Origin of the sequence: Bradyrhizobium ottawaense (genome assembly GCF_900099825.1) — a bacterium.
Lineage (GTDB): Bacteria > Pseudomonadota > Alphaproteobacteria > Rhizobiales > Xanthobacteraceae > Bradyrhizobium > Bradyrhizobium ottawaense_A.
Map to the genome: position 1 here is coordinate 7,774,154 of NZ_LT629693.1, position 23,049 is coordinate 7,797,202.

Sequence of the window (23,049 nt, forward strand, 5' to 3'; positions counted from 1 at the left end):
GGCCCCGCCCGGAGGATGGAACCGATTTCTCTTCGCACGCCGCTGGCGCTTCTCATTTCATCCCTCGCAATGATCGCGGCCCTGTGGTGGTGGGTGGCCACGCCGATCACGCTGGCGCGCGCGCCGATCGATCCCAATGCCAAGCTGCAATGCGTGTCCTATGCGCCGTTCCGCGACCTGCAGACGCCGCTGGTACCGGCCACCCACATCGCGCCGGAACAGATCGCGCAGGATCTGGCGCAGCTCGTCGGGATCACCGACTGCGTGCGCACCTATTCGATCGAGAACGGGCTCGACCAGGTTCCGGCGCAAGCCGCCAAGGTCGGCCTGAAGGTCATTCAGGGCATCTGGCTGTCGAGCAACAAGCTAAAGAACCTGACCCAGATTGCCACCGCGGTCAGTCTCTCCAAGCAATATCCCGGGGTCATTACCGCGCTGGTGGTCGGCAACGAGGTGCTGCTGCGCGGCGAGATGACGGCGGCCGATCTCGCCGCCAATATCCGCGCGGTCAAGGCGCAGGTCACGGTGCCCGTGACCTATGCCGACGTCTGGGAATTCTGGCTGCGCAACCGCGAAGTCTATGAGGCCGTCGACTTCGTCACCATTCACATCCTGCCTTACTGGGAAGACATGCCGGTGCGGGCGAAATTGGCCGCCGGCCATGTCGACGATATCCGCAAGCGGATGGCGGTGGCGTTTCCGGGCAAGGAAATCCTGATCGGCGAGACCGGCTGGCCCAGCGCCGGGCGGATGCGCGAGGGCGCGCTGCCGTCGCGCACCAACCAGGCGCGCGTGGTTTCCGAGATCCTCGATCTGGCCAAGCGCGAAGGCTTTCGCGTCAACCTGATCGAGGCCTACGACCAGCCGTGGAAGCGCCAGCTCGAAGGCACTGTCGGCGGTTACTGGGGCCTGTTCGACGCCTTCAAGCGCGCGGTGAAATATCCGCCGGGCGAACCGATCAGCAACTATCCGCTGTGGAAATGGCAGATGGGATGCGGGATGGGGCTCAGCGTCCTCGTCTTCCTGGCGGGATGGCTGACCTTGCGGCGGCGGCCGTGGCAGCCGCGTCTGACCTCGTGGATCGCGGTCGGCACCTCGGCGACATCGGCCGGCATGCTGCTCGGGATCGCCGCCGACAAGATGATCTATGAGAGCTACGGGATCGGCGGCTGGCTGCAATGGGGCGCGCTGCTCGCCGCCGGCATTCTCTCGCCGATCCTGTGTGCTTACGCCGCGATGTCGGGACGGCCGTTGCCGACCTTCCTCGAACTGCTGGGCCCGCGCGCCGGCCGCACCGGATCGGTGCTGCCGGTGCTGTTAGGACTGGTCCTGATCGTGACCACGCTGATATCAGCCGAGACCGCGCTCGGCTTCGCCTTCGACCCGCGCTACAAGGATTTTCCGTTCGCCGCGCTGACCATGGCGGTGGTGCCGTTCGCCTGCCTGATGCTGGTCAACCGGCCGATGGAGGGCGTGCGGCCGATTGCCGAATCCGCCTTTGCCGGCGTGCTGGTCGCGTCCGCGCTCTTCATGGGTTTCAACGAGGGCGCGCAGAACTGGCAGTCGATGTGGACCTGCGCGGTCTATCTCGGCCTGGCGCTTACGCTGTGGCGGGCGCGGGCCGTGCAAATCCCAAAATAAGCAGCCCGATCGCCAGCCCCGACAGCGCGATATTGTAGAGCACGATGCCGAGGCCTGCCGCGATCAGCCCGCCGGTCAAAAGCACGATCGACGGCCGCATGACGTGAAGCGTCGCAATCACGAGGGCGACGATGCCGAACACCGAATTCTTGAACAGCGAGGTGGCGAGCGTCCGCGCCTTGCACAGCATGGTCTGCAGGCCGGCGTCGCAGGCCAGCGCCGTGGTGGAGAGTTCGACCGCGAGATAGCGCAGATACAGCGCATAACCGACGGTGACGAAGCCGACCACCAACAGAAATTGCACCTGATAGGGCGTCAGCCGGAACGGAGTTTTTTTCATCGCGGGAATATGCTCGGGAATGGGTTTGGGGACAAGCGGGGCTTGCAGCGATAACGTCAAAAACAGGTGAGAAGCCGGTCGTAACGCTTTGCCATAAAAGGTATTATTGCGCGCTCTTGCGGCCAAACATCGACGAGATCGACGACGAAATTGACGACGTCGTTTCCGGTTTCTTCGGCTCCTCGACCACCACTGCCGCCCGTTTCGACGAGGTGCCGCGCTTGCGGGAAGCGGGTTTGGCAGGCGCAGCCGGCGCCGGCGTGACATCGTCTCTGAACGAGAGCCGCTGGCCGTCGAAAACGGTGGTTTCGCAGGAGCGCTCGTTTTCGGTCATGACCGCGCAGATCTTGGCGGCGGCGCCGGCGTCGTTGAGCGGGCCTGCCACCAGATGCAACTGCATGCCGAGCCCGTTGGTGCGTTCCTTGATCATGATGACCGGGCGCAGCGCTTGCAGCGGCGCATTCGACCGCGACTTCAACAGCCCGCGCCACAGCGCGCGCAGGCCGCTGACCGAATTGGCGGTGCCGAGATCGACGCCGAACTCGGTTCGTTGCAGGGCGACTTTCGGCGCGGTGGCGTCGTCCGCTTCCTCATCGCTGACGGGCGCCGAGGCCACGACTTCCGGGATCGGGCTCGCTGTGACCGGGCTTATGGGCTTGTTCGGCTCGATCAGTTTTGTGGCGGAGGGGTCGGGCGGGGCCATGAACGATTTTGCAGCCACCAGCGGCGTGGCCGGCGTCGCGGCAGGAGTCTTGGCGGCTTCCGGCTTGCCGGGATCGGTCCTGGCAGGGTCGGTTTTGGCAACATCAGGCTTGGTCGCGTCAGGCTTGGCAACGTCGACCTTGGCAATGTCAGCCTTGGCAACGTCAGCTTTGGCGGCATCCACCCTGGACGCATCGGTCCTGGCCGGTTCTGTCTTCGCCGACTCAAGCCTGGCGACGTCGGATTTTGCGGCGTCGCTTTTGGCAGATTCCGTCTTCTCGGCCTTGCCGGACTCCGTCTTCGGCGCGTCCTTGGCAACCGATGAGATCGTGGCAAGGCTCGGCTCCGGGGCCGTCGCCTTCGTCGCCGGCTTGTCGGTGGCGGCTGCGGCCGTTGTGACCGGCGCCAAGACGGGAGCAGGCGCCAGTGCGGCTGGCGGTTCGGTGGTTGCGAGCGCGGGGCCCGACGCTGCCGCATTGGGGGGGAGCTGACGGATGAACGAGCCGGTGACGGAATCCAGTCCCTGTTCCAGGCTGGTGACGCGGGAATACAGCCGGTCGCGATCGCCGTTCAGCGTATCGACCGCGCTGGCAAGACGCCGCGTCTCGCTCTGGTTTTCGCGGGCCGTCAGCTGGATCTGCTGCGCCTGCCGGGTGAGCTCGACCGCCGCCATCTGCTCGCGCTTCAAGCCGAGCGACGACTGGTTGGCCATCACGGCCACCACCACGGCCGCGACCGCGCCGACGCCCCACGAGCCGATCCGCCACAGCGCGCGGCGGTCGAGATCGTCTTCCTCGGCCAACAAACCGCTCAGCAAGCCGCCGGTGTTATCGGTCTCGAAGTCCCCAGCGCGATGGTCTGAATCCCTGGCCAAGCGTTCCCAGTCCCTCCCTCAGGCCTGCCGAATCAACGGCAAACATTAACAGGAAATGCGGCGTGTTCCTGAATCCGGAGCTTGGCGGGGTGGCGAATCGGTTTGATCTGCTGCGGAAAACTATTAAAGAGGCCCCGCATTTAAAGAAGCTTGGCCATCCGACTTGTTTGTTGAGGATCAGAATGACGGCTCGTTCCAGCCTGACGGTAGTGCTTGCGGCCGGTGAGGGCACGCGCATGCGATCGGCGCTGCCGAAGGTGCTGCATCCCGTCGCCTCCCAGTCGCTGCTGGCCCATGTGCTGGATGCGGCCCCGCACGGCGCGGGGGCCGCGCTCGCGGTCGTGGTCGGGCCGAACCACAAGGCAGTCTCCGACGAGGTGGCGCGGATCCGGCCGGATGCGGCGACCTTCATCCAGGCCGAGCGGCTCGGCACCGCGCATGCCGTGCTGGCGGCCCGCGAGGCGATTGCCCGCGGCGCCGACGATCTGCTGGTGGCGTTCGGCGATACGCCTTTGATCTCGGCCGAGACCTTTGCCCGCATGCGCGCGCCGCTCGCAAACGGCGCGGCGCTGACCGTGCTCGGCTTCCGCGCCGCCGATCCGACCGGCTATGGCCGGTTGCTGCTCGAAGGCGACCATCTGGTGGCGATCCGCGAACAAGCCGACGCTACCCCTGAGGAACGCAAGGTGACGCTGTGCAACGCCGGGGTGATGGCGTTCGACGGCCGCCTTGCGCTCGAGATCATCGACAAGATCGGCAATGCCAACAGCAAGCGCGAATACTATCTGGTCGATGCGGTAGCCATCGTTAGAAAAATGGGATTGGAGGCCGTCGTGATTGAAACCAGCGAGGATGAAGTGCGAGGGATCAACAACAAGGCCCAGCTAGCTGAAGCTGAAGCCGTGATGCAGGCGCGGCTGCGCCAGGCCGCCCTCGAGGCCGGCGTGACGCTGATCGCGCCGGAGACGGTGTTTCTCGCCGCCGATACCACGTTCGGCAGCGACGTCACCATCGAACCGTTCGTGGTGATCGGCCCCGGCGTCACCATCGGCGACGGAACGGTGATCCATTCCTTCAGCCACATCGTGCAGTCCTCGATCGGCAAAAACGTGCAGATCGGCCCCTATGCGCGGATGCGGCCGGGCACTTCCATGGGCGATGGCTCCAAGCTCGGCAATTTCGTCGAGACCAAAGCGGCGACCATCGAGGCCGGCGCCAAGGTCAATCACCTGTCCTATGTCGGCGACGCCCATGTCGGCGCCAAGGCCAATCTCGGCGCCGGCACCATCACCTGCAACTATGACGGTTTTGCCAAGAACAAGACCATCATCGGCGCCGGCGCCTTCATCGGCACCAACACCTCGCTGGTGGCGCCCGTGAAGATCGGCAGCGGCGCCTATATCGGCTCCGGCTCGGTCATCACCCGCGACGTGCCCGACGACGCGATGGCGGTCGAGCGCAGCCCGCAAAGCATCCGCGAGGGCGGAGCGACGCGGTACCGCGAACTGAAGACGCGCGGCAAGAAGCCGAAGGAAGGCTAGGGTCCCAGGCGTCAATGGCCCGGATGGATGGCATCGTTGAGATAGATGCAGGCGAGGATGGCAAAGACGTAGGCCTGCAGGAAGGCGACCAGCAGTTCGAGCGCGGTGAGCGCGACGGTCAGCCCCAGCGGCAGCACGCCGCCGACCCAGCCGATGGCGCCGAACGCGACGCCGAGCATGGCGACAAAGCCCGCGAACACTTTGAGCGCGATGTGGCCGGCCAGCATATTGGCGAACAGGCGCAGGCTGTGCGAGACCGGCTTCACAAAGAAGAACGACAATTTTCGATGAACACGACCAGCGGCAGGATGTAGACCGGAACCCCCGACGGCACGAATATCTTGAAGAATTTCAGGCCGTTCCTGTACAGGCCGTAAATCAGCACCGTGCACCAGACCAGGAGCGCCAGCGCCGCCGTGACGATGATGTGGCTCGAAACCGTGAACGCGTAAGGGATGATGCCGACGAGGTTCGAAACGCAGATGAACGTGAACAGCGAGAAGATCAGCGGGAAAAACCTCATGCCCTCCGCGCCGGCATTGCCGCGGATCATGCCGGCGACGAACTCGTAGGTAATTTCGGCGATCGACTGCAAACGCCCGGGAACCAGCCGCCGTCCCGCCACCCCGCCGATCATCAGGATCGAAATCAGCGCCACCGTCAAAAACATGTAGAGGGACGAGTTGGTAAAGGCGATCGTCTGATGGCCGATATGACCGATCGTGAAAAGCGGCTCGATCTTGAACTGGTGGATCGGGTCGATGGCCATTCGCCGCTCGGACTCTCACTTTCACGCAACCAGAGCCTATACGGACGCTCCGGGAAAACAACCCGTCGTCGGGCGCCGCTTAATTCAAGCCACTTTTCCGCGCGCGGCGTTCGCGGCGGACCATCGATGCTCGATGTCCGTGACAGCCTGCTTCATGTTCGGCAGATATCTTGCGGCGGCGACTTCGGGCGTCATCGAGGAGGAAAAGAAGATCAGGTTGAGGCTGCCGAGCACGGGTCCGCCGCTCCGGATCGGTAGCGCGATGGCGCTGATGCCAGCCTCCGCTCCGCCGACCGAGGAGGCATAGCCGTCGTTCCTGGTCTGCGAGACGATGTCGTCGATGAATCGGCGATCCCTTGCCAGGAGCGCGTCTTCCTCGACGAAAGCTGCCGTCGTCTCCAGCATCGCCCGGCGCAGCGAAGGCGGTGATGCCGCGAGGATGGCGCGCCCCAAGGCGCTGCGGACCAGCGACCGCCTGCGGCCTACCATCGAGCGATGGATCGACAACGGACTGAAAGGGTGGGTGCTCTCGCGGATCAGCACCGAACCGAGTTCGAACACCGCGAAGTCGCTGGGCCAGGACACCTGGTCGAGCAGGCCGAACATGGCAGGGAGCGCCGCCTGGCTCGACAGGTCGCGTGACGAGACACCTTCGCTCAGCGTGCGCACCTGCGGCGTCAGGCCGAACAAGGCATTGGTCTCGTCGAAGGTCACGTAGCCGTCGGCCCGCAACGTCTCCAGCAAACGATAGCAGGTCGTCCGGTTGAGGCCGGTCCGTTTTGCGAGCTGCACGACATTCGACGGCCCGCTCGCATTGAGCTCGCCGATCAGCGCCAATCCTCGGGACAGCGCCCTGACATTGCGGTGCATGGCCCCTCCGGACGTGTTCGCAGGGCGAACATTTCACAGACTTCGTTGGAAACCAAGCCGGAAGCGCGGCAATCCATCCGCGCACGTTCAAAAAGGACGGCGACGGGAGGAAACCATGGTCCATTCGAGCTTTCATGTGCCTGCGGCGATCTGGTTGGCCCTCGCGATGTCGGCGGCGCCGGCCGCGGCCCAAACACCAAACCTCAGCGGCGGCAAGGTGAAGGTCGGCGTCTTGACCGACATCGCCGGTCCGACGGCAATGGCCAACGGAAAGGGCTCGGTGATCGCGGCCGAGATGGCCGCCGAGGATTTTGGCGCCGGCCTCAACGTCGAAGTCATTTCGGCCGATCACGGCGGCAAGCCCGATCTCGGATCGCAGATCGCGGCGCGCTGGTTCGACGTCGAAGGCGTCGACGCCGTCGCCGACATGCAGGGCTCGCCGATCGGTTTCGCCGTGCAGAATCTGGCAACCCAGAAAAGCAAGATCATGCTGCTGTCGGGCTCGACCTCGTCGGACTTCAACGGCAAGGCCTGTTCGCCGCTCACGGTCCAGTGGACGGTCGATACCTACAATCTGGCGAAGGGGGCGGCGAAGGCCGTCATCGAGCCCAGCGGCACCAGGTGGTACTTTCTGACGGTCGATCAGGCCTATGGTCACGCGCTGACGAGGGATACGTCGGAGCAGGTCAAGCTTAACGGCGGACAGGTGGTTGGGAATTCCGTGTTTCCGCCGAATACGTCCGACTTCGCATCGTTCCTGCTCACCGCATCCAACGCCGGCGCCAATGTCATCGCGATTGCGGCGTCCAGCGGCGATACGGTGACGGCACTGAAGCAGGCCGACGAATTCGGGCTGAGCACGAAAGCCAAGGTCGTTCCGCTCCAGTCGGTGCTGACGGACGTGCACGCCGTCGGCCTGAAGATTGCGCACGACGCCTACGAAGTGTCGCCGTTCTACTGGGACCGTACGCCGGAGACGCGCGCCTGGGCGGAGCGCTTCTATGCCAAAGCGAAGATCATGCCGACCAGTTTCCACGCCGGCGTCTATTCGTCGGTCGCGCACTACCTCAAGGCCGTCAAGGCAACCGGCACCGACGAAGCGCCGACCGTGATGAAGCAGATGGAGAAGGAGCACGTCCACGACTTCTTCGCCGGCGACGGCTACATCCGGGCCGACCGCAAGATGATCCACGACATGTACCTGCTCCAGGTCAAGAAGCCCGGCGAGAACAAGGGCGACTGGGATCTCTACAACGTCGTGCAGACGTTGCCGGGCGAGTCCGTCAACCGCCCGCTTGCCGAGAGCCAGTGTCCGCTGGTCAAGAAATAACCGCGAGCACCCGATCGACAACCGTCATCCGCGTCCAGAGGAAACAGATCATGTCAGTTGCTATCGTCTGCGCATCGCATACGCCCCTGATGTACCGGGGGCCGGCCAGCAACGAAACCGAGCAACGGGTTCGAACGGCGTTCGAGCGGCTCGGCGCCTTCGTCAAAGCGTTCCAACCCGACTACGTCATCCAGTTCGCGCCCGATCATTTCAACGGCTTCTTCTACGACCTGATGCCGTCGTTCTGCGTCGGTGCGGGCGCGGTATCGCTCGGCGACTGGGGCGGCGGCACCGGTCCGCTCGACGTTCCCGAACAGACGGCGCTGGCGCTGGTGGATCACGTCAGGGCTGACGATTTCGACGTCGCGGTGTCGTACCGCATGCCGGTCGATCATGGTTTTGTCCAGATGTGGGAAGCCGTGCTGGGCGATTTCAGATCGGTACCGATCCTGCCGATCTTCGTGAATGCCGCAGCACCGCCCATTCCGACTTATCGGCGTGCCCGGCAGCTCGGAGAATCCGTCGGCCGTTTTGCGACAAAGTCGGGTAAGCGCGTGCTGTTCGCCGCCTCCGGCGGCCTGTCGCACGATCCGCCGCTGCCATCGATCAGGGACGCTCCGCCCGAGGTCCGCGAGCGCCTCATCAATGGACGCAATCCGTCTTCGGAAGCCAAGCAGGCGCGAGAAAAGCGCGTGCTTGAGGCGGCTGTTCTCGCCGAAGCCGGCAACGGACCCTGCAAGCCGCTCAATCCCAAGTGGGACGAAGAGGTGATGAAGATCCTGCGCAGCGGCCAGATCTGGCGGGCGGATGCGCTCGATACCGATCAAGTGCGCGAGACCGCCGGCCGCGGCGCCAACGAGGTTCTCGCCTGGGTCTCAGCCTTCGCCGCGCTCGGAGCGGGCGGCCACTTCACCATGGAGCAGGAATTCTACGAAGCGATCCCCGGCTGGATCACCGGCATGGCGATGATGGCCGCACGGCAAGCGGACACCTCGCACTGACGACGTTTCCGCGCTAAGTCGGTGAGCAACCGCAGAGGCACATATGGCATACGAAACCGACGTGCTCATCATCGGCGCCGGTCCGACCGGTTCGACCACGGCGCTGGCGCTGGCGAATTCCGGCGTGCGCTGCCACATCGTGTCGCGCGGCAACTGGATGGCCGACAGCCCGCGCGCCCACATCACCAACCAGCGCGCCAACGAGGTCTTCCGCGACCTCGGCATCGCGGAGGACGTGGCGCGATACGCGAGCCCGTGGGAGCTGATGGGCGACACGACGTTCACCACCAGCCTCGCCGGACCCGAACTGATCCGGATGCGGACGTGGGGTACCGGAGACGACCGGCGCGGCGATTACCTTCGCGCCAGCCCGTGCGGCATGGTGGATATCATCCAGCCGTTGCTCGAACCCATTTTGTTTCAGAAGGCGGCCGAAAAAGGCGCCACGTTCGCGTTCAACACCGAATATGTCAGTCACGCGCAGGATTCCGATGGCGTCACCGCCGTCCTGCGCGACCGGCTGGACGGACGGGAGTACACGGTTCGGGCGCGCTACATGGTCGGCGCCGACGGCGCGCGATCGTCGGTAGTCGAGCATCTCGACCTTCCCATCGAAGGGCGGATGGCGCGCGCGGGCACGGTCTACACGATCTTCAACGCCGATCTTTCCAGATACAGCCGACATCGTCCCAGCATCCTGAACTGGATCGTCACGCCGGATGCGAGTTTTGGCGAGATCGGGATGGGGCTGCTTCGCGCCGTGCGGCCGTGGACGCAATGGATCGCCGGCTGGGGCTTCGACATCAACAAGGGCGATCCCGATCTCTCCGAAAGCAGCATCCGCGAAAAGATCAAAATTCTGATCGGCGATCCCGCGATCGATCCTGACATCGTGCGGACGTCGGTCTGGTACATCAACCAGGCGTATGTGACCCAGTATTCCCGGGGACGCGTGTTCTGCGGCGGCGATGCCGTCCACCGGCATCCGCCATCGAGCGGCCTCGGCAACAACACCTGCGTGCAGGACGGCCACAACCTCGGTTGGAAACTCGCTTACGCCGTCAAGGGCTGGGCCGGCCCGAAACTGCTGGAGAGCTATTCGCAGGAGCGGGCGCCGGTCGGAAAACAGGTCGTGCAGCGCGCGAACCAATCGCGGCTCGACTACGCGCCGTTCAACGCCTGTTTCCGGGTCCAGGGCGCGGACAACCCGGTCGCCGCGGGCATCGCGCGCTTTCGCGATCCCGGTCCGGAGGGTGTCGCGGCCCGCAAGGCGGTTCAGACGGCGCTCGACCTCAAGCAGACCGAGTTCAACGCCCAGGGCGTCGAGATGAACCAGCGCTACGAATCCGCAGCCGTCATTCCAAACAAGGCGGCCGAGCCGGAAACATGGCGCCGTGACCGCGATCTCTACCATCAGCCGACCACGCGACCGGGCGCCAAGATCCCGCATGCGTGGCTGGTCGGTTCGGACGGCAGGCGCATCTCGACGCTGGACGTGACCGGAAAGGGTCTCTTCACCGTCGTGACCGGTCTTGCCGGTACCGCATGGCGCGACGCCGTCCGCCGTCTCGATCTTCCGTTCCTGCGCGTCGTCGTGACCGGCTCGCCCGAAGCGCAGGACCTCTACTGCGAGTGGCAACGCCTGCGCGAGATCGAGGAAGCCGGCGCGCTGCTGGTGCGACCGGACGGCGTGGTGGCCTGGCGGGACAGGGAAGGGACGTCCGACGTTGGGGACGCCGAAGAGAGACTGAGCGCGGCGATCCGTGCTGTTCTCGATCTGCCGAACTTCTCGGCGATCTCGCGGGAGAAGCAGCCCGAACCGTCGAAGCCCAGCGGCACGCCGCTGTTTGCGTGACAGAACCGATTTGCCTGTCGGCCAAATCACTGAATTGCTGTCATCTGTCGCATGTTGGCGGCGCCCATGTCAGCGCCAAGGCCTTTAAGCAATCAACGCCTGAAGCTGCACCGCCTGTTCCCGGTTCTGAACGGCTACGGCGGTGTGCGTATACAGGGCGTTTGACTGAAGGGTAGCGAGGCGGTCGAGGAGGCTACCTCCCTTAACGACGTGAAGCCCCATTCCGTCGTCGGACGGGTAAATACCCAGGACAACGTCATAAGCCGCGACAACATCTCTCAATGCGGCGGCTGGGTCTCTGGAACTTTCAATGAATGCGCGAACGTCCGCTGCGAGGTCACGCAGGTCGTCAAAATTGTCCACGGGGTACTCCAACGCAACTAACTGTCGGAATCTTGAAGGGATAAGATTACCGAACTATCAACAAATGGCTTTGGTCGTAGCTCGCGCCTGAGCCTCTAAATAAAATTCGCGTTTGAGACGCATCTCGTGTCGGGACTGCGGGTCGTGATGATCACCCATCGCGTCAATGCCACGATCGCTTGTCGTGTCTGGCAGGCTGGGTTGACCGTCGCGGCCCTCATCTCCGCGACAATCATTTGCGCGCTGTGCGGCGTGCGGGTCTAGTGCAGGTCAGCCGCAGCTACTGCTTCGGCCTCCGGCGCAAGCAAAAAATTGCGGCGCACGGCTGCGACAAAGTAACCCGACGGGCAAATCACCAAAAGTCTGTCCAGCCCTTCGCGCAAAAATATTTCCGTTGCCTCGTCGGGCAAATCAACTCCACAACTCCGCGCATCCTGTCCCACCAGAGGGGCGTCGGCCGTCGTCGCAAACGCGGGGCAGGGAGCGGTGGACGCGATGGTGCGAGAGACGAGCGCATCCGTTGCGTACGGTGAAATCGTTTGGGTCCGACGCCCCGATGCAGGCGTCAAGTTCGAAGGCGGCCAACGCTGCCCAAGAGCGATGGTGTCACAAAAAGCAGGGTCACCAGGACGATCTCGTATAAGCCGTAAAGCCATTGCGCAGGGAAGGCTGGAGGCTTCCGCCAAACCTGTATGCTCATGTGCAGCCTATTCTTGTGCAACACGCACATGAGACCGTGGGTGCGGCGCGCACCCGGTCTTCCCTGCGCCCTCTGATTTGGAGGGCAAGACTAGAGCAAACCTCGGGCAGATCATGCCGCGAGATCGCGGACTCACAGGCCGTCAGCATGATATAAGGGGTCAATGCCCGGGTTGGCCTGCTTATTAAGCTTTCTGTTTAACGCTGTCTCAATCCGCAATAATTATTGAGTATCTGGAAGGCGCCGTTTTTCGTTAAGAGAACCGGGCGCTGATTTGGCGAATTTTCGACGATTTGGGGATATTCAACCGCATGTGCGGCATTGTCGGCATTCTCGGACGCAGCCCGGTCGCGGAGCTGCTGGTGGATTCGCTCAAACGCCTGGAATATCGCGGTTACGATTCCGCAGGCGTCGCCACGCTGGAAGGCGATCACCTGGCGCGCCGCCGCGCCGAGGGCAAGCTCAAGAACCTGGAAAAGCGGCTGCAGGCCGAGCCGCTCGGCGGCCATACCGGGATCGGCCACACCCGCTGGGCCACCCACGGCAAGCCGACCGAAAGCAACGCGCATCCGCATGCGACCGAAAACGTCGCCGTCGTGCATAACGGCATCATCGAGAATTTTCGCGAACTGCGCGCCATGCTCGAGAAGCAGGGCGCCAAATTCTCCAGCGAGACCGATACCGAGGTCGTCGCGCATCTCGTCAATTCCTATCTGCTCAAGGGCGACACGCCGCAGGAGGCGGTGAAGAAGTCCTTGCCGCAACTGCGCGGCGCGTTCGCGCTGGCGTTCGTGTTCGCCGGCCATAGCGATCTGATGATCGGCGCCCGCAAGGGTTCGCCGCTCGCGGTCGGCCACGGCGACGGCGAGATGTATCTGGGCTCCGACGCGATCGCGCTGGCGCCGTTCACCGACACCATCAGCTATCTCGAGGACGGCGACTGGGTGGTGCTGTCGCGCGAAATCAGTGTGATCTACGACGAGAATAACGTCGTCGCCAATCGCGAAGTGCTGAAGTCGGGCGCGTCGTCGTTCCTGGTCGACAAGGCGAACTACCGCCACTTCATGGCCAAGGAAATCCACGAGCAGCCGGAAGTGGTCGGCCACACGCTGGCGCGCTATGTCGATATGGCGAGCGAACGCGTGCTGCTGCCGAAGCTGCCGTTCGACTTCAAGGATATCCAGCGCATCTCGATCGTCGCCTGCGGCACCGCGAGTTATGCCGGCTATGTCGCCAAATACTGGTTCGAGCGGCTCGGCCGCGTACCGGTCGAGATCGATGTCGCCTCCGAATTCCGTTACCGCGAGGCGCCGCTGCGCAAGGGCGATCTTGCGATCTTCATTTCGCAGTCCGGCGAGACCGCCGATACGCTGGCGGCGCTGCGCTACGCCAAGGCGGCGGGCGCCTATACACTTTCGGTGATCAACGTTCCGACCTCGACGATCGCGCGCGAGAGCGAGACCGTGCTGCAGACGCTGGCCGGCCCCGAAATCGGCGTCGCCTCGACCAAGGCTTTCACCTGCCAGTTGATGGTGCTGGCCGCGCTGGCGGTTGCCGCCGGCAAGGCGAGGGGCGAATTGTCGGATGCCGACGAAGCCAAGCTCGTTCATGGCCTCATCGAAATTCCGCGCCTGATGGCGCAGGCGCTGACCATCGAGCCGCAGATCGAAAAGCTGGCGCGCGAGATTTCGAAATCCAAGGACGTGCTCTATCTCGGCCGCGGCACCAGCTATCCGCTGGCGCTGGAAGGCGCGCTGAAGCTGAAGGAAATCTCCTACATTCACGCCGAGGGCTATGCGGCCGGCGAACTCAAGCACGGGCCGATCGCGCTAATCGACGAGAACATGCCGGTCGTGGTGATCGCGCCGCATGACCGGGTGTTCGAGAAGACCGTCTCCAACATGCAGGAAGTGGCCGCTCGCGGCGGCAATATCATCCTGATGACCGATGCCAAGGGGGCGGCGGAGGCCACCATCGAGTCCCTGGTCACGATCATTTTGCCCGACATGGCTGCGACATTTACGCCGATGGTCTACGCGATCCCGGTGCAGCTGTTGGCCTATCATACCGCCGTGGTGATGGGCACCGACGTCGACCAGCCGCGAAATCTCGCGAAATCGGTAACCGTCGAATAAGCGTAGGCCGATTGGCTGTCACGCTGGCCCTTCAAAAACCTGCTAGGATGGCTTAGCTGGCAACAGGGGCGTCTGCTCCCCTGTGGCGATAGATATAATGGCCGTCCGACCATCTGGAACCGCAATGAACCGCGAAGAACTGCCCCCGACCGCTCCCCCCGAAGACACCCAACCGGAACACCCGCGCGGGCTGATGGCCCGGTTCCGGAACTATTTCCTGACCGGGCTGATCGTCGCAGGCCCGATCGCCATCACCTTTTACCTGACCTGGTGGTTCGTGAACTGGGTCGACAATCTCGTCCGTCCCTTCGTTCCGACAGCCTACCGGCCGGAAACCTACCTGCCGTTCGGACTGCCGGGCTCGGGCCTGATCGTCGCCGTGATCGCGCTGACGCTGCTGGGCTTCCTCACCGCCAATCTGATCGGGCGCACGCTGGTCGATCTCGGCGAGCGGCTGCTGGGGCGGATGCCGGTGGTGCGGGCGATCTATCGCGGCCTGAAGCAGGTGTTCGAGACGCTGTTCTCGGGATCGGGATCGAGCTTCCGCCGCGTCGGGCTGGTCGAATTCCCGTCGCCGGGGATGTGGTCGATCGTGCTGATCTCGCAACCGCCAAGCGTCGAGATCGCCAACAAGCTGCCGGGCAATGAGGAACAAGTCTCGGTGTTCCTGCCCTGCGCGCCGAACCCGACCACCGGATTCTTTTTCTATGTGCCGCGAAGCAAGATCATCGAAGTCGACATGAGCGCCGAAGATGCCGCGACCCTGATCATGTCGGCCGGCGTGGTGCAGCCCGGCTCGGATTCACAGAAGAAGGTCGCCGCATTGGCCGGTATGGCCAACGCCGCGCGGGTGGCGAATTCGGCCTCGCTGCAGCCTGCGAAGGTGGAGTAGGGCCACTGTCATTCCGGGGCGATGCGAAGCATCGAACCCGGAATCTCGAGATTCCGGGTCTGGTCCTTCGGACCATCCCGGAATGACAACAACGATCACCCAGCCCCGATCAGCGGCACCGCCTCGTCGCGCTCGTACAGATACAGCAGACAGCGCAGCGCTTCGCCACGTTCGCCCTTGAGCTTCGGATCGTCCTTCAGGATGCGCAGCGCCTCGTCGCGGGCCTGCGTGATGAGCTGGCCGTGGACCTCGGAGCGCGCGATGCGATAGCCGGGCAGGCCGCTCTGGCGGATGCCGAGCACGTCGCCTTCGCCGCGCAGCTTCAGGTCCTCCTCGGCGATCCGAAAACCGTCGGTGGTCTCGCGGATCACCTTCAGCCGCGCCGTCGACATCTCGCCGAGCGGCTCCTTGTAGAGCAGCAGGCAGGTCGAGGCTTCGGAGCCGCGCCCGATCCGGCCGCGCAGCTGATGCAATTGCGCCAGCCCGAAACGTTCGGCGTTCTCGATCACCATGATCGAGGCGGCGGGAACGTCGACGCCGACTTCGACCACGGTGGTGGCGACCAGAAGCCCGATCTCGTGCGCGGCGAACTGCGCCATCACGCGGTCCTTGTCGGTGCCCTTCATCTGGCCATGCACCAGGCCGACCTTGTCGCCGAACCGTTCCCGCAAGCGTTCGAAGCGCTCGGTGGCGTTTGTGAGATGCTCGGTGCCCTCGGCCTCGGATTCCTCGACCAGCGGACAGATCCAGTACACCAGCTTGCCGGCCTTCAGCGCGCGGCCGACGCCGTCGATGACCTCGTCGAGCCGGCTGTTCGGAACTGCGCGGGTATCGATCGGCTGGCGGCCGGCCGGCTTCTCGCGCAATTCGCTGACGTCCATGTCGCCAAAATATGTCAGCACCAGTGTGCGCGGGATCGGCGTGGCGCTGAGCACCAGCACGTCGACGGCTTCGCCCTTGTTGGTGAGCGCCAGCCGCTCGCGGACGCCGAACCGATGCTGCTCGTCGACCACGGCCAGCGCCAACGCCTTGAACACCACGTCGTCCTGGATCAGCGCATGGGTGCCGACCAGAAAATCGATCTCGCCGGCCTCGAGCTGCGCCAGGATCTCGCGGCGCTCCTTGCCCTTCTCGCGGCCGGTGAGGATGGCGACCCTAAGCCCCGCGCGTTCGGCGAGCGGGGTGATGGTCTTGATGTGCTGGCGCGCCAAAATTTCGGTCGGCGCCATCAGCGCCGCCTGTTTGCCGGCCTCGATGACGGCCGCTGCGGCCAGCAGCGCCACCACCGTCTTGCCCGATCCGACGTCGCCCTGCAGCAGGCGCAGCATCCGTACCGGCTGGCGCAGATCCTCGGTGATGGCGGCCACCGCATCGCGCTGCGACGTCGTCAGCGCGTAGGGCAGCGCGTCGATGATTTTGCTGCGCAGATGGCCGTCGCCGGCGTGGCGGTCACCCGCGGGACGTCGCAGTTGCGCGCGGACCAGTGCCAGCGCCAGTTGACCGGCGAGCAGTTCGTCGAAGGCGAGCCGGGACCAGAACGGGCCGTCGGGCAGGATGTCCGTCAGTTCGACCGGGACATGGACGCGGTTCAGCGCCTCCCGGACCGGCGGAAACTTGCAGCGGCGCAGCACGTCCGGGCTGATCCATTCCGGCAGATCGGGCAGTTTTATCAGCGCCTGCGCGATCGCCCGGCGCAGCGAGCCGAGCGCCAGGCCTTCGGTCAGGGGATAGACGGGATCGATGCCCGTGAGTTTGGCAAAGCCGGCTTCGTCGATGATGCGGTCGGGATGCACGATCTGCGGGATGCCGTCATACATCTGCAGCGTGCCGGAAACGTAGCGCTTCTCGCCGACCGGCAGCAGTTTTTCGACATAGCCGGGCTTGGCCCGGAAAAACGTCAGCACCACGTCGCCGGTATCGTCGCTGGCATAGACCAGAAAGGGCGCCCGCGCATTGCGCGGCGGCGGCGGGCGATGCCGATCGACGGTGACCTCCAGCGTCACCACGGTTCCCTGCACGGCGTCGCGAATCTTCGGCCGGGCCCGGCGGTCGATGACGCTGGCCGGCAGATGCAGCAGCAAATCGACCAGCCGCGGGGTCTCGTTGCGGCTGAGCAGATATTGCAGCAGCTTGTCCTGCTTCGGTCCGACGCCGGCCAGGGTCGTGACCGGCGCAAACAGGGGATTGAGCAGTGCAGGGCGCATACATCCCTCTTCAAGAGGATGGATTGCCGGGTCAAGCCCGGCAATGACGATACAGGTGATAAATCGGCGAATAGTTAGGGCTGACATCGTCGGTCCCGGCCGCTATATCAAGCCCGCCCGGCACGTCCGGGCTTTTGGCGTTCGGATGGGATCGACGAAATGACGGGATCGACACGATCAAGCAGCGGCCTCGACGATCGCCGCAAGCGGCTGCTGTTTCGCTGCTGGCATCGCGGTACCCGCGAGATGGACCTGATCCTCGGCCGCTTTGCCGATGTCGAGATCGCCGGCCTGACCGAGGGCGAGCTGACACAGTTGGAGCACCTGATCGAGGTGCCCGATCCCGACCTCTATGCCGCGCTGACCGGCGACAAGCCGCTGGCGCCGGAATATGCCAGTGCGCTGTACGACCGCATCAAGGCGTTTCGCGCGGTGGAACACGACGCATGAAATCGCCTGCCAAATCGCCCGCCACGCTGCTCGTCCCCGGCCGTGCGCTGACCTTCGCCAACGTCGCCGAGGGCGCCGAAGGGCTTGTCGTCGCCGATCTCGCGCGCGCGGTTGCGGCCAAGCCAAAGCCGTCGGCGGTAAGCCTTGCCGTGGTCTGTCGCGACGGTCCCCGGATGCAGCAACTGGCGCGCGCGTTGGAGTTTTTTGCGCCCGACCTGCCTGTCATGCAGTTTCCGGCCTGGGACTGCCAGCCCTATGACCGGGTATCGCCGCATGGCGGCATCCTGGCGCAGCGCCTGACGACGCTGGCGCGGCTGGCGCGCCTGAAGGGCAGCGACAAGCCGCTGATCGTACTGACGACGGTCAACGCCGTCGTCCAGCGGGTGCCGGCGCGCGAGGTCGTCGCGGCGCAGGCGCTGTCGGTCGCCTCCGGCCATGTCGTGCCGATGGACTCGATCGTCGCCTGGCTCGAGCACAACGGCTACAACCGCTCGTCGACCGTGCGCGAACCCGGCGAATATGCCGTGCGCGGCGGCATCCTCGACCTGTTTCCGGCCGGGCTCGAACAGCCCGTGCGTTTCGACTTTTTCGGCGACAGCCTGGAATCGATCCGCACCTTCGATGCGGAAACCCAGCGCACGCTGCTCGACATGCGCGCGCTCGACCTGGTTCCGATTTCGGAATTCCAGCTCGTCACCGAAACCATCCGCCGCTTTCGCATGGGCTATGTCGCGACCTTCGGCGCGCCGCAGCGCGACGATCTGCTCTACGAAGCCGTCAGCGAAGGCCGCCGTCACCCCGGCATGGAGCATTGGCTGCCGCTGTTCCAGGAGCGGATGGACACGCTGTTCGACTATCTCGACGGCGCCGTCGTCGCGATCGAGCCGCAGGCCGAGGATGCCGCGCGCGAGCGGTTCAAGCAGATTGCGGACTACTATGAGGCGCGGCGCGAGGCGTTGGACCATCCCGGCGGCGGCGCGATCTACAAGCCCTTGCCGCCGGACCGGCTCTATCTGACCGATGCCGAATGGACGGAACGGCTGGGCGAAGCCGCATTGGCGCGGCTGACGCCGTTCGCGGTGCCCGACGACGGCGCCGACGTGATTGACGCCGGTGCCCGCGCCGGTCGCAGCTTTGCGCCCGAGCGTGCCGACACCGCGGTCAACGTGTTCGAATCCGTGGTGGCGCATGTGCTGGCGTTGCAGGCGCAACGCAAGAAGGTGGTGATCGCGCTGTGGAGCGAAGGCTCGCGCGACCGCATGGGCAGCATGCTGCGGGATCACAAGCTGCTCAACCTCACCAGCGTCAACACCTGGCGCACGGTGCAGGCCACACCGCGCAACGAGGCCATGCTGGCGGTGGTCGGCATGGAAAGCGGCTTTGAGACCGACGACGTCGCCGTCATCAGCGAACAGGACATTCTGGGCGACCGCCTGGTGCGACCGCGCAAATCCAGCCGCAAGCTCGACAACTTCATCTCCGAGGTGACGAGTCTCGCGACCGGCGACCTCGTGGTGCATGTCGAGCACGGTATCGGGCGATTTGTCGGTCTGCAGACCATCGAGGTCGGCGGCGCGCCGCATGACTGCCTCGAGCTGCATTATGCCGCCGAAACCAAACTGTTTCTGCCGGTCGAAAATATCGAGCTGCTGTCGCGCTACGGCTCCGATCACGCCAATGTCGAACTCGACCGGTTGGGTGGCGGCGGCTGGCAGGCGCGCAAGGCCAAGCTGAAGAACCGGATCCGCGAGATCGCCGGCGAACTGATCAAGATCGCGGCCGAACGGCATCTGCACGAGGCGCCGAAAATGCCGGTGCAGCCGCATGTCTATGACGAATTCTGTGCGCGCTTCCCCTATGAGGAAACCGAGGACCAGCTCGGCGCCATCACAGCCACGCTGAAGGACCTCGAAAGCGGCCGGCCGATGGACCGGCTGATTTGCGGCGACGTCGGCTTCGGCAAGACCGAGGTGGCGCTGCGCGCGGCGTTTGCGGTTGCCCTCGACGGCAAGCAGGTCGCCGTGGTGGTGCCGACCACGCTGCTGGCGCGGCAGCACAGCAAGAATTTTGCCGAGCGCTTCCGTGGATTCCCGGTCAATGTCGCGCAGGCCTCGCGCCTGATCCCGCCCAAGGAGATGACGCTGGTCAAGAAGGGGCTGACCGATGGCAATGTCGACATCGTCGTCGGTACCCATGCGCTGCTCGGCAAGGCGATCAAGTTCAGGGATCTGGGCTTGCTGATCGTCGACGAGGAGCAGCATTTCGGCGTCAGCCACAAGGAACGGCTGAAGCAGTTGCGCGCGCAGGTCCATGTGTTGACGCTGAGCGCCACTCCGATCCCGCGCACGCTGCAACTGGCGCTGACCGGCGTGCGCGATCTGTCGATCATTGCCTCGCCGCCGGTCGACCGGCTCGCGGTGCGCACCTTCGTCGCACCGCACGATCCCTTGATGATCCGCGAAGCGCTGCTGCGCGAACGCTATCGCGGCGGCCAGGCCTTCTATGTGGTGCCGCGGATCGAGGATCTCGCCAGCGTCAAGGATTTCCTCGACAAGAGCGTGCCGGAAATGAAGGTCGCGGTCGCTCACGGCCAGATGCCGCCGACCGTGATCGAAGATATCATGTCGGCGTTCTACGACGGCAAATACGATATCCTGTTGTCGACCACGATCATCGAATCCGGGCTCGATATTCCCACGGCCAATACGTTGATCGTGCACCGCGCCGACATGTTCGGGCTGGCGCAGCTCTATCAGCTGCGCGGCCGGGTCGGACGTTCGAAGCTGCGGGCTTATGCGCTGTTCACGCTGCCGGCGCAGCAGAAGATTACAGCCCAAGCCGAACGGCGGCTCAAGGTGCTGCAGTCGCTGGAAACACTGGGCGCGGGTTTCCAGCTCGCCTCGCACGATCTGGATATTCGCGGCGCCGGCAATCTGCTCGGCGAGGAACAGTCCGGCCACATCAAGGAAGTCGGCTTCGAGCTCTATCAATCGATGCTGGAGGAGGCGATCCTCAACCTCAAGGCCGGCGTGTCGGAGCCCGCCGCCGACCGCTGGTCACCGCAGATCACCATCGGCATGCCGGTGCTGATCCCCGAGGAGTATGTCGCCGACCTCGCGGTGCGGCTGTCGCTGTATCGCCGGCTGGCCGATCTCGAGACCGACGATGAGATCGACAATTTCGCCGCCGAAATGCGCGATCGTTTCGGCGTGCTGCCGGACGAGGTGCGCTATCTGTTCAAGGTGGCGGCGATCAAGGCCTATTGCCGCCGGGCCAATGTCGAGAAGGTCGATGCCGGGCCGAAGGGCGCGGTCATCACCTTCCGTGAGAACAAGTTCGCCCAGCCCGATAGATTGGTGTTCTTCATCCGCCAGCATGGCCAGGCCGCGAAAGTACGCCCGGACATGAAGGTGGTGTTCCTGCAGGTGTGGAAGACGCCGGAAGAGCGGCTGATGGGCACCACCGAGATCTTGCGCCAGCTCGCCAATCTCGCGGAGAACAAGAAGGCGGCGTAAGTCGTTGATCGTAGGGTGGGCAAAGCGAAGCGTGCCCACCATTCGCAAAGACGGTGGGCACGGCGCGGTGCGCCTTTGCCCACCCTACGAAGCACACGCAAAACAGCCGCCGGCGTTGCCGCCGGCGGCCGTTCTCACGTGGCGAAGTTATTGCTTACTTGGGATACTTGAATTCCGGCGCGGCTTTCAGGGCTTCCTTGGTGGTGTTCATCGATGCCACCCACTTGTCGTTCTTGGCGTCGTGCCTCACGTTCACCGAGGACGGCGACACGGCGACATAGTGCTCGCCCATGCCGAGGAATCCGCCGACCGAAAGAATCAGCGCGTCGACGGCGTTGTTCTTGATCGCGATATCCGTGATCTCGCCGACCGACTCGTCTTTCTGGTTATAGACGTTCAGGCCCTTCAGCTTCGACGAGAACATCTCGTTGCCGGCGACCGTCGAGAATTTGGCCTCGGCCGGCGCGGTGCCGACGGTCTTGGCTTCCTCGGCGAGAACCGGGCTTGCCAGCAGGGCCAGCGCGGTCGTGATAAGTGCAATCTTCTTCATGTCGTCCTCCAGTGTAGAAATGATGCTCTACAATGCAGGACATGCATGGTTGTTCCATCGGATGTGACGGAACATCTACGACGCGGCGCGCTGCGCTTCTTCCTCGAGCCGCGACAGCAGCGACTTCGCCGAATCCTTCGGCAACAACGTCGCGACCGTCACGACGGGTTCCGATCGTGCGTCGCGAGGACCATAGCTGGTGTGGCGCATCACGCTCGACAGCCGCCGTGCGATGGCGTGCGCCGTCTTCAGGTCGGTTTCGGCAAAGGCGACGATAACCGATCCGCCGTCCTGAATGGCGCCAAAATCCATCTGCCGCATCAGGCGGCTGATGATCCGCGCGCCGTCGATCTGGGCGCGGGGATGCGCGGGATCGAAGGCGAAGCGGGCCACCGATAATCCGCCGCCGCGTTGCTGCGTCTGATAGACGGCGCTGGCGAAATCGCGATCGAAAGCGTCTGATGTCAACAGGCCGCTCTGGACGTCGACGAGGCCATCGGCATCGATCGACTTCAGTGTCCGGCTCAAGCCGGCTTCGAAGGCGTGCTGGCGGATCAGCGGCAACACGGCCGCGGCCACCTGTGCGGCCTCGCCGGAGACGATTTCGAGGTTCGGCAGATCATAGGCCGGCGCCAGGTCGCCTGATGTCACGACCACCGGAAGATGCCGGAAGCGGGAGTCCTCCGCCAACACGGTGAGGAAGGCGTCGACCACGCGCGCGCTGAAGCCCTCGGCGAGCACGATGCCGTCGATGTCCCTGACGTTGAGATGGTTCGCCGCGGCTTCGATCGAGAGCGCGCCGACGACGCCGGTTCGTTCGCCGAGCGTGACGGACAATGTGGGATAGGCGCCGCCGCGACCGATCAGCAGCACCGTTGCCTCGCGCGCCAAATCGATATCGGACAGGGCGATCGACGCCGCCGGAATCTGACGGCGCATCACGGTCGCATGCAATGAGCGGATCCGCAGCGCCACGCCCAACCGCGCGATCAGGCGACCGGAGTGCCCCTGGATTTGAAAGAACGGAATGGCGTTGTCAGGAAGCGCCATCTGCGGATCGATCGCGATCAGCGGCAGATAGGGCTGGCGCGCGGCCACGCGCGCCGCCAACGCCGAAAAACCGGCCTCATCGATTTCGGACAAAGCGGCTATGACCGCGGCCGGCTGCACTTGGTCCACCGCGCGTGCTGCGTCCGCCCATTCGACCTCGATGACCGGAAACAGCTTGGCGACGTCAAGTGCGTCGGCAAAAGACGGCCGCTGTGCGGTCGATACGACGAGGATCGGGCCTTGCTGGGACATTCTGACAAACTCGGA

The 23,049-nt window shown here is 64.4% G+C and carries 17 protein-coding genes and 1 pseudogene; 9 read left to right on the forward strand and 9 right to left on the reverse strand.

From position 1 onward, the window contains the following. Positions 1 to 15 precede the first annotated feature (15 nt). Positions 16 to 1,641: a beta-(1-6) glucans synthase gene (locus BLR13_RS36795; RefSeq protein WP_074829934.1), complete on the forward strand. Its 1,626-nt coding sequence runs from the start codon at positions 16 to 18 to the stop codon at positions 1,639 to 1,641. Here the strand turns inward: BLR13_RS36795 and BLR13_RS36800 are convergent. Both BLR13_RS36800 and BLR13_RS36805 read right to left on the reverse strand, forming a co-directional pair. Next, the gene (locus BLR13_RS36800) at positions 1,601 to 1,981 is read right to left on the reverse strand and encodes a hypothetical protein (protein WP_074829926.1); all 381 of its coding nucleotides are present in this window, start codon (positions 1,979 to 1,981) and stop codon (positions 1,601 to 1,603) included. The two genes, BLR13_RS36795 and BLR13_RS36800, sit on opposite strands and share 41 nt — an antisense overlap. Before the next feature lie 103 nt (positions 1,982 to 2,084). After that, entirely contained in the window at positions 2,085 to 3,557 is a 1,473-nt protein-coding gene (locus BLR13_RS36805) for a hypothetical protein (RefSeq protein WP_074829925.1), read from the reverse strand. A gap of 182 nt (positions 3,558 to 3,739) precedes the next feature. Between BLR13_RS36805 and glmU the strand changes: the two genes are divergently transcribed. Beyond that, positions 3,740 to 5,098: a bifunctional UDP-N-acetylglucosamine diphosphorylase/glucosamine-1-phosphate N-acetyltransferase GlmU gene (gene glmU / locus BLR13_RS36810; RefSeq protein ID WP_074829923.1), complete on the forward strand. Its 1,359-nt coding sequence runs from the start codon at positions 3,740 to 3,742 to the stop codon at positions 5,096 to 5,098. Between the two features lie 11 nt (positions 5,099 to 5,109). Here glmU and BLR13_RS36815 read toward each other — a convergent pair. Together BLR13_RS36815 and BLR13_RS36820 are read right to left on the reverse strand one after the other, a co-directional pair. Beyond that, positions 5,110 to 5,867 (reverse strand): annotated as a pseudogene (locus BLR13_RS36815) (F0F1 ATP synthase subunit A). Positions 5,868 to 5,951: 84 nt separating this feature from the next. After that, the gene (locus BLR13_RS36820; RefSeq protein WP_074829922.1) at positions 5,952 to 6,737 is read right to left on the reverse strand and encodes an IclR family transcriptional regulator domain-containing protein; all 786 of its coding nucleotides are present in this window, start codon (positions 6,735 to 6,737) and stop codon (positions 5,952 to 5,954) included. 115 nt (positions 6,738 to 6,852) lie between these two features. Between BLR13_RS36820 and BLR13_RS36825 the strand changes: the two genes are divergently transcribed. The 3 genes from BLR13_RS36825 to BLR13_RS36835 are packed head-to-tail and all read left to right on the forward strand — an operon-like array spanning position 6,853 to position 10,923. Then, positions 6,853 to 8,067: an ABC transporter substrate-binding protein gene (locus tag BLR13_RS36825; RefSeq protein WP_074829921.1), complete on the forward strand. Its 1,215-nt coding sequence runs from the start codon at positions 6,853 to 6,855 to the stop codon at positions 8,065 to 8,067. Positions 8,068 to 8,117: 50 nt separating this feature from the next. Further along, complete coding sequence (locus BLR13_RS36830; protein ID WP_074829919.1) at positions 8,118 to 9,068, forward strand: 3-carboxyethylcatechol 2,3-dioxygenase; 951 nt, start codon at positions 8,118 to 8,120, stop codon at positions 9,066 to 9,068. Between the two features lie 43 nt (positions 9,069 to 9,111). After that, a complete protein-coding gene (locus tag BLR13_RS36835) occupies positions 9,112 to 10,923 on the forward strand; it encodes an FAD-dependent monooxygenase (RefSeq protein WP_074829918.1) in 1,812 nt (603 codons plus the stop codon). A gap of 84 nt (positions 10,924 to 11,007) precedes the next feature. On the opposite strand, the gene BLR13_RS36840 is transcribed toward BLR13_RS36835, so the two are convergent. Both BLR13_RS36840 and BLR13_RS40845 read right to left on the reverse strand, forming a co-directional pair. Beyond that, a complete protein-coding gene (locus BLR13_RS36840) occupies positions 11,008 to 11,286 on the reverse strand; it encodes a hypothetical protein (RefSeq protein ID WP_074832328.1) in 279 nt (92 codons plus the stop codon). Between the two features lie 260 nt (positions 11,287 to 11,546). After that, a complete protein-coding gene (locus tag BLR13_RS40845; RefSeq protein WP_154070928.1) occupies positions 11,547 to 11,696 on the reverse strand; it encodes a hypothetical protein in 150 nt (49 codons plus the stop codon). A gap of 601 nt (positions 11,697 to 12,297) precedes the next feature. On the opposite strand from BLR13_RS40845, the gene glmS reads away from it, so the two are divergent. Continuing rightward, on the forward strand, positions 12,298 to 14,121 hold the full coding sequence (glmS, locus tag BLR13_RS36845; protein WP_074829916.1) for a glutamine--fructose-6-phosphate transaminase (isomerizing): 1,824 nt from the start codon (positions 12,298 to 12,300) through the stop codon (positions 14,119 to 14,121). 124 nt (positions 14,122 to 14,245) lie between these two features. Beyond that, complete coding sequence (locus BLR13_RS36850; protein ID WP_074829914.1) at positions 14,246 to 15,013, forward strand: DUF502 domain-containing protein; 768 nt, start codon at positions 14,246 to 14,248, stop codon at positions 15,011 to 15,013. 95 nt (positions 15,014 to 15,108) lie between these two features. Here BLR13_RS36850 and recG read toward each other — a convergent pair whose 3' ends face one another. Continuing rightward, on the reverse strand, positions 15,109 to 17,217 hold the full coding sequence (gene recG / locus BLR13_RS36855; protein WP_074829912.1) for an ATP-dependent DNA helicase RecG: 2,109 nt from the start codon (positions 17,215 to 17,217) through the stop codon (positions 15,109 to 15,111). Between the two features lie 159 nt (positions 17,218 to 17,376). Between recG and BLR13_RS36860 the strand changes: the two genes are divergently transcribed. Both BLR13_RS36860 and mfd read left to right on the forward strand, forming a co-directional pair. After that, positions 17,377 to 17,667 carry a succinate dehydrogenase assembly factor 2 gene (locus tag BLR13_RS36860; protein WP_074829910.1) on the forward strand — a complete coding sequence of 97 codons (291 nt, stop codon included), beginning with the start codon at positions 17,377 to 17,379 and terminating at the stop codon, positions 17,665 to 17,667. Next, on the forward strand, positions 17,664 to 21,182 hold the full coding sequence (gene mfd, locus BLR13_RS36865; protein WP_074829908.1) for a transcription-repair coupling factor: 3,519 nt from the start codon (positions 17,664 to 17,666) through the stop codon (positions 21,180 to 21,182). Before BLR13_RS36860 ends, mfd begins: the two co-directional genes overlap by 4 nt. A gap of 154 nt (positions 21,183 to 21,336) precedes the next feature. Here the strand turns inward: mfd and BLR13_RS36870 are convergent, their stop codons facing one another. Both BLR13_RS36870 and BLR13_RS36875 read right to left on the reverse strand, forming a co-directional pair. Beyond that, complete coding sequence (locus BLR13_RS36870) at positions 21,337 to 21,732, reverse strand: PRC-barrel domain-containing protein (RefSeq protein ID WP_074829906.1); 396 nt, start codon at positions 21,730 to 21,732, stop codon at positions 21,337 to 21,339. Between the two features lie 75 nt (positions 21,733 to 21,807). Beyond that, a complete protein-coding gene (locus tag BLR13_RS36875; protein ID WP_074829905.1) occupies positions 21,808 to 23,034 on the reverse strand; it encodes a hypothetical protein in 1,227 nt (408 codons plus the stop codon). Between the last annotated feature and the right edge of the window lie 15 nt (positions 23,035 to 23,049).

Bases quoted from the DNA above. Each gene is read 5' to 3' on its own strand.
- glmS (WP_074829916.1), top strand. From the start codon at position 12,298: ATGTGCGGCATTGTCGGCATTCTCGGACGCAGCCCGGTCGCGGAGCTG.
- BLR13_RS36860 (WP_074829910.1), top strand. From the start codon at position 17,377: ATGACGGGATCGACACGATCAAGCAGCGGCCTCGACGATCGCCGCAAG.
- glmU (WP_074829923.1), top strand. From the start codon at position 3,740: ATGACGGCTCGTTCCAGCCTGACGGTAGTGCTTGCGGCCGGTGAGGGC.
- BLR13_RS36835 (WP_074829918.1), top strand. From the start codon at position 9,112: ATGGCATACGAAACCGACGTGCTCATCATCGGCGCCGGTCCGACCGGT.
- BLR13_RS36825 (WP_074829921.1), top strand. From the start codon at position 6,853: ATGGTCCATTCGAGCTTTCATGTGCCTGCGGCGATCTGGTTGGCCCTC.
- BLR13_RS36800 (WP_074829926.1), bottom strand. From the start codon at position 1,981: ATGAAAAAAACTCCGTTCCGGCTGACGCCCTATCAGGTGCAATTTCTG.
- BLR13_RS36850 (WP_074829914.1), top strand. From the start codon at position 14,246: ATGAACCGCGAAGAACTGCCCCCGACCGCTCCCCCCGAAGACACCCAA.
- mfd (WP_074829908.1), top strand. From the start codon at position 17,664: ATGAAATCGCCTGCCAAATCGCCCGCCACGCTGCTCGTCCCCGGCCGT.
- BLR13_RS36830 (WP_074829919.1), top strand. From the start codon at position 8,118: ATGTCAGTTGCTATCGTCTGCGCATCGCATACGCCCCTGATGTACCGG.
- BLR13_RS36875 (WP_074829905.1), bottom strand. From the start codon at position 23,034: ATGTCCCAGCAAGGCCCGATCCTCGTCGTATCGACCGCACAGCGGCCG.
- BLR13_RS36870 (WP_074829906.1), bottom strand. From the start codon at position 21,732: ATGAAGAAGATTGCACTTATCACGACCGCGCTGGCCCTGCTGGCAAGC.
- BLR13_RS36820 (WP_074829922.1), bottom strand. From the start codon at position 6,737: ATGCACCGCAATGTCAGGGCGCTGTCCCGAGGATTGGCGCTGATCGGC.
- recG (WP_074829912.1), bottom strand. From the start codon at position 17,217: ATGCGCCCTGCACTGCTCAATCCCCTGTTTGCGCCGGTCACGACCCTG.
- BLR13_RS36795 (WP_074829934.1), top strand. From the start codon at position 16: ATGGAACCGATTTCTCTTCGCACGCCGCTGGCGCTTCTCATTTCATCC.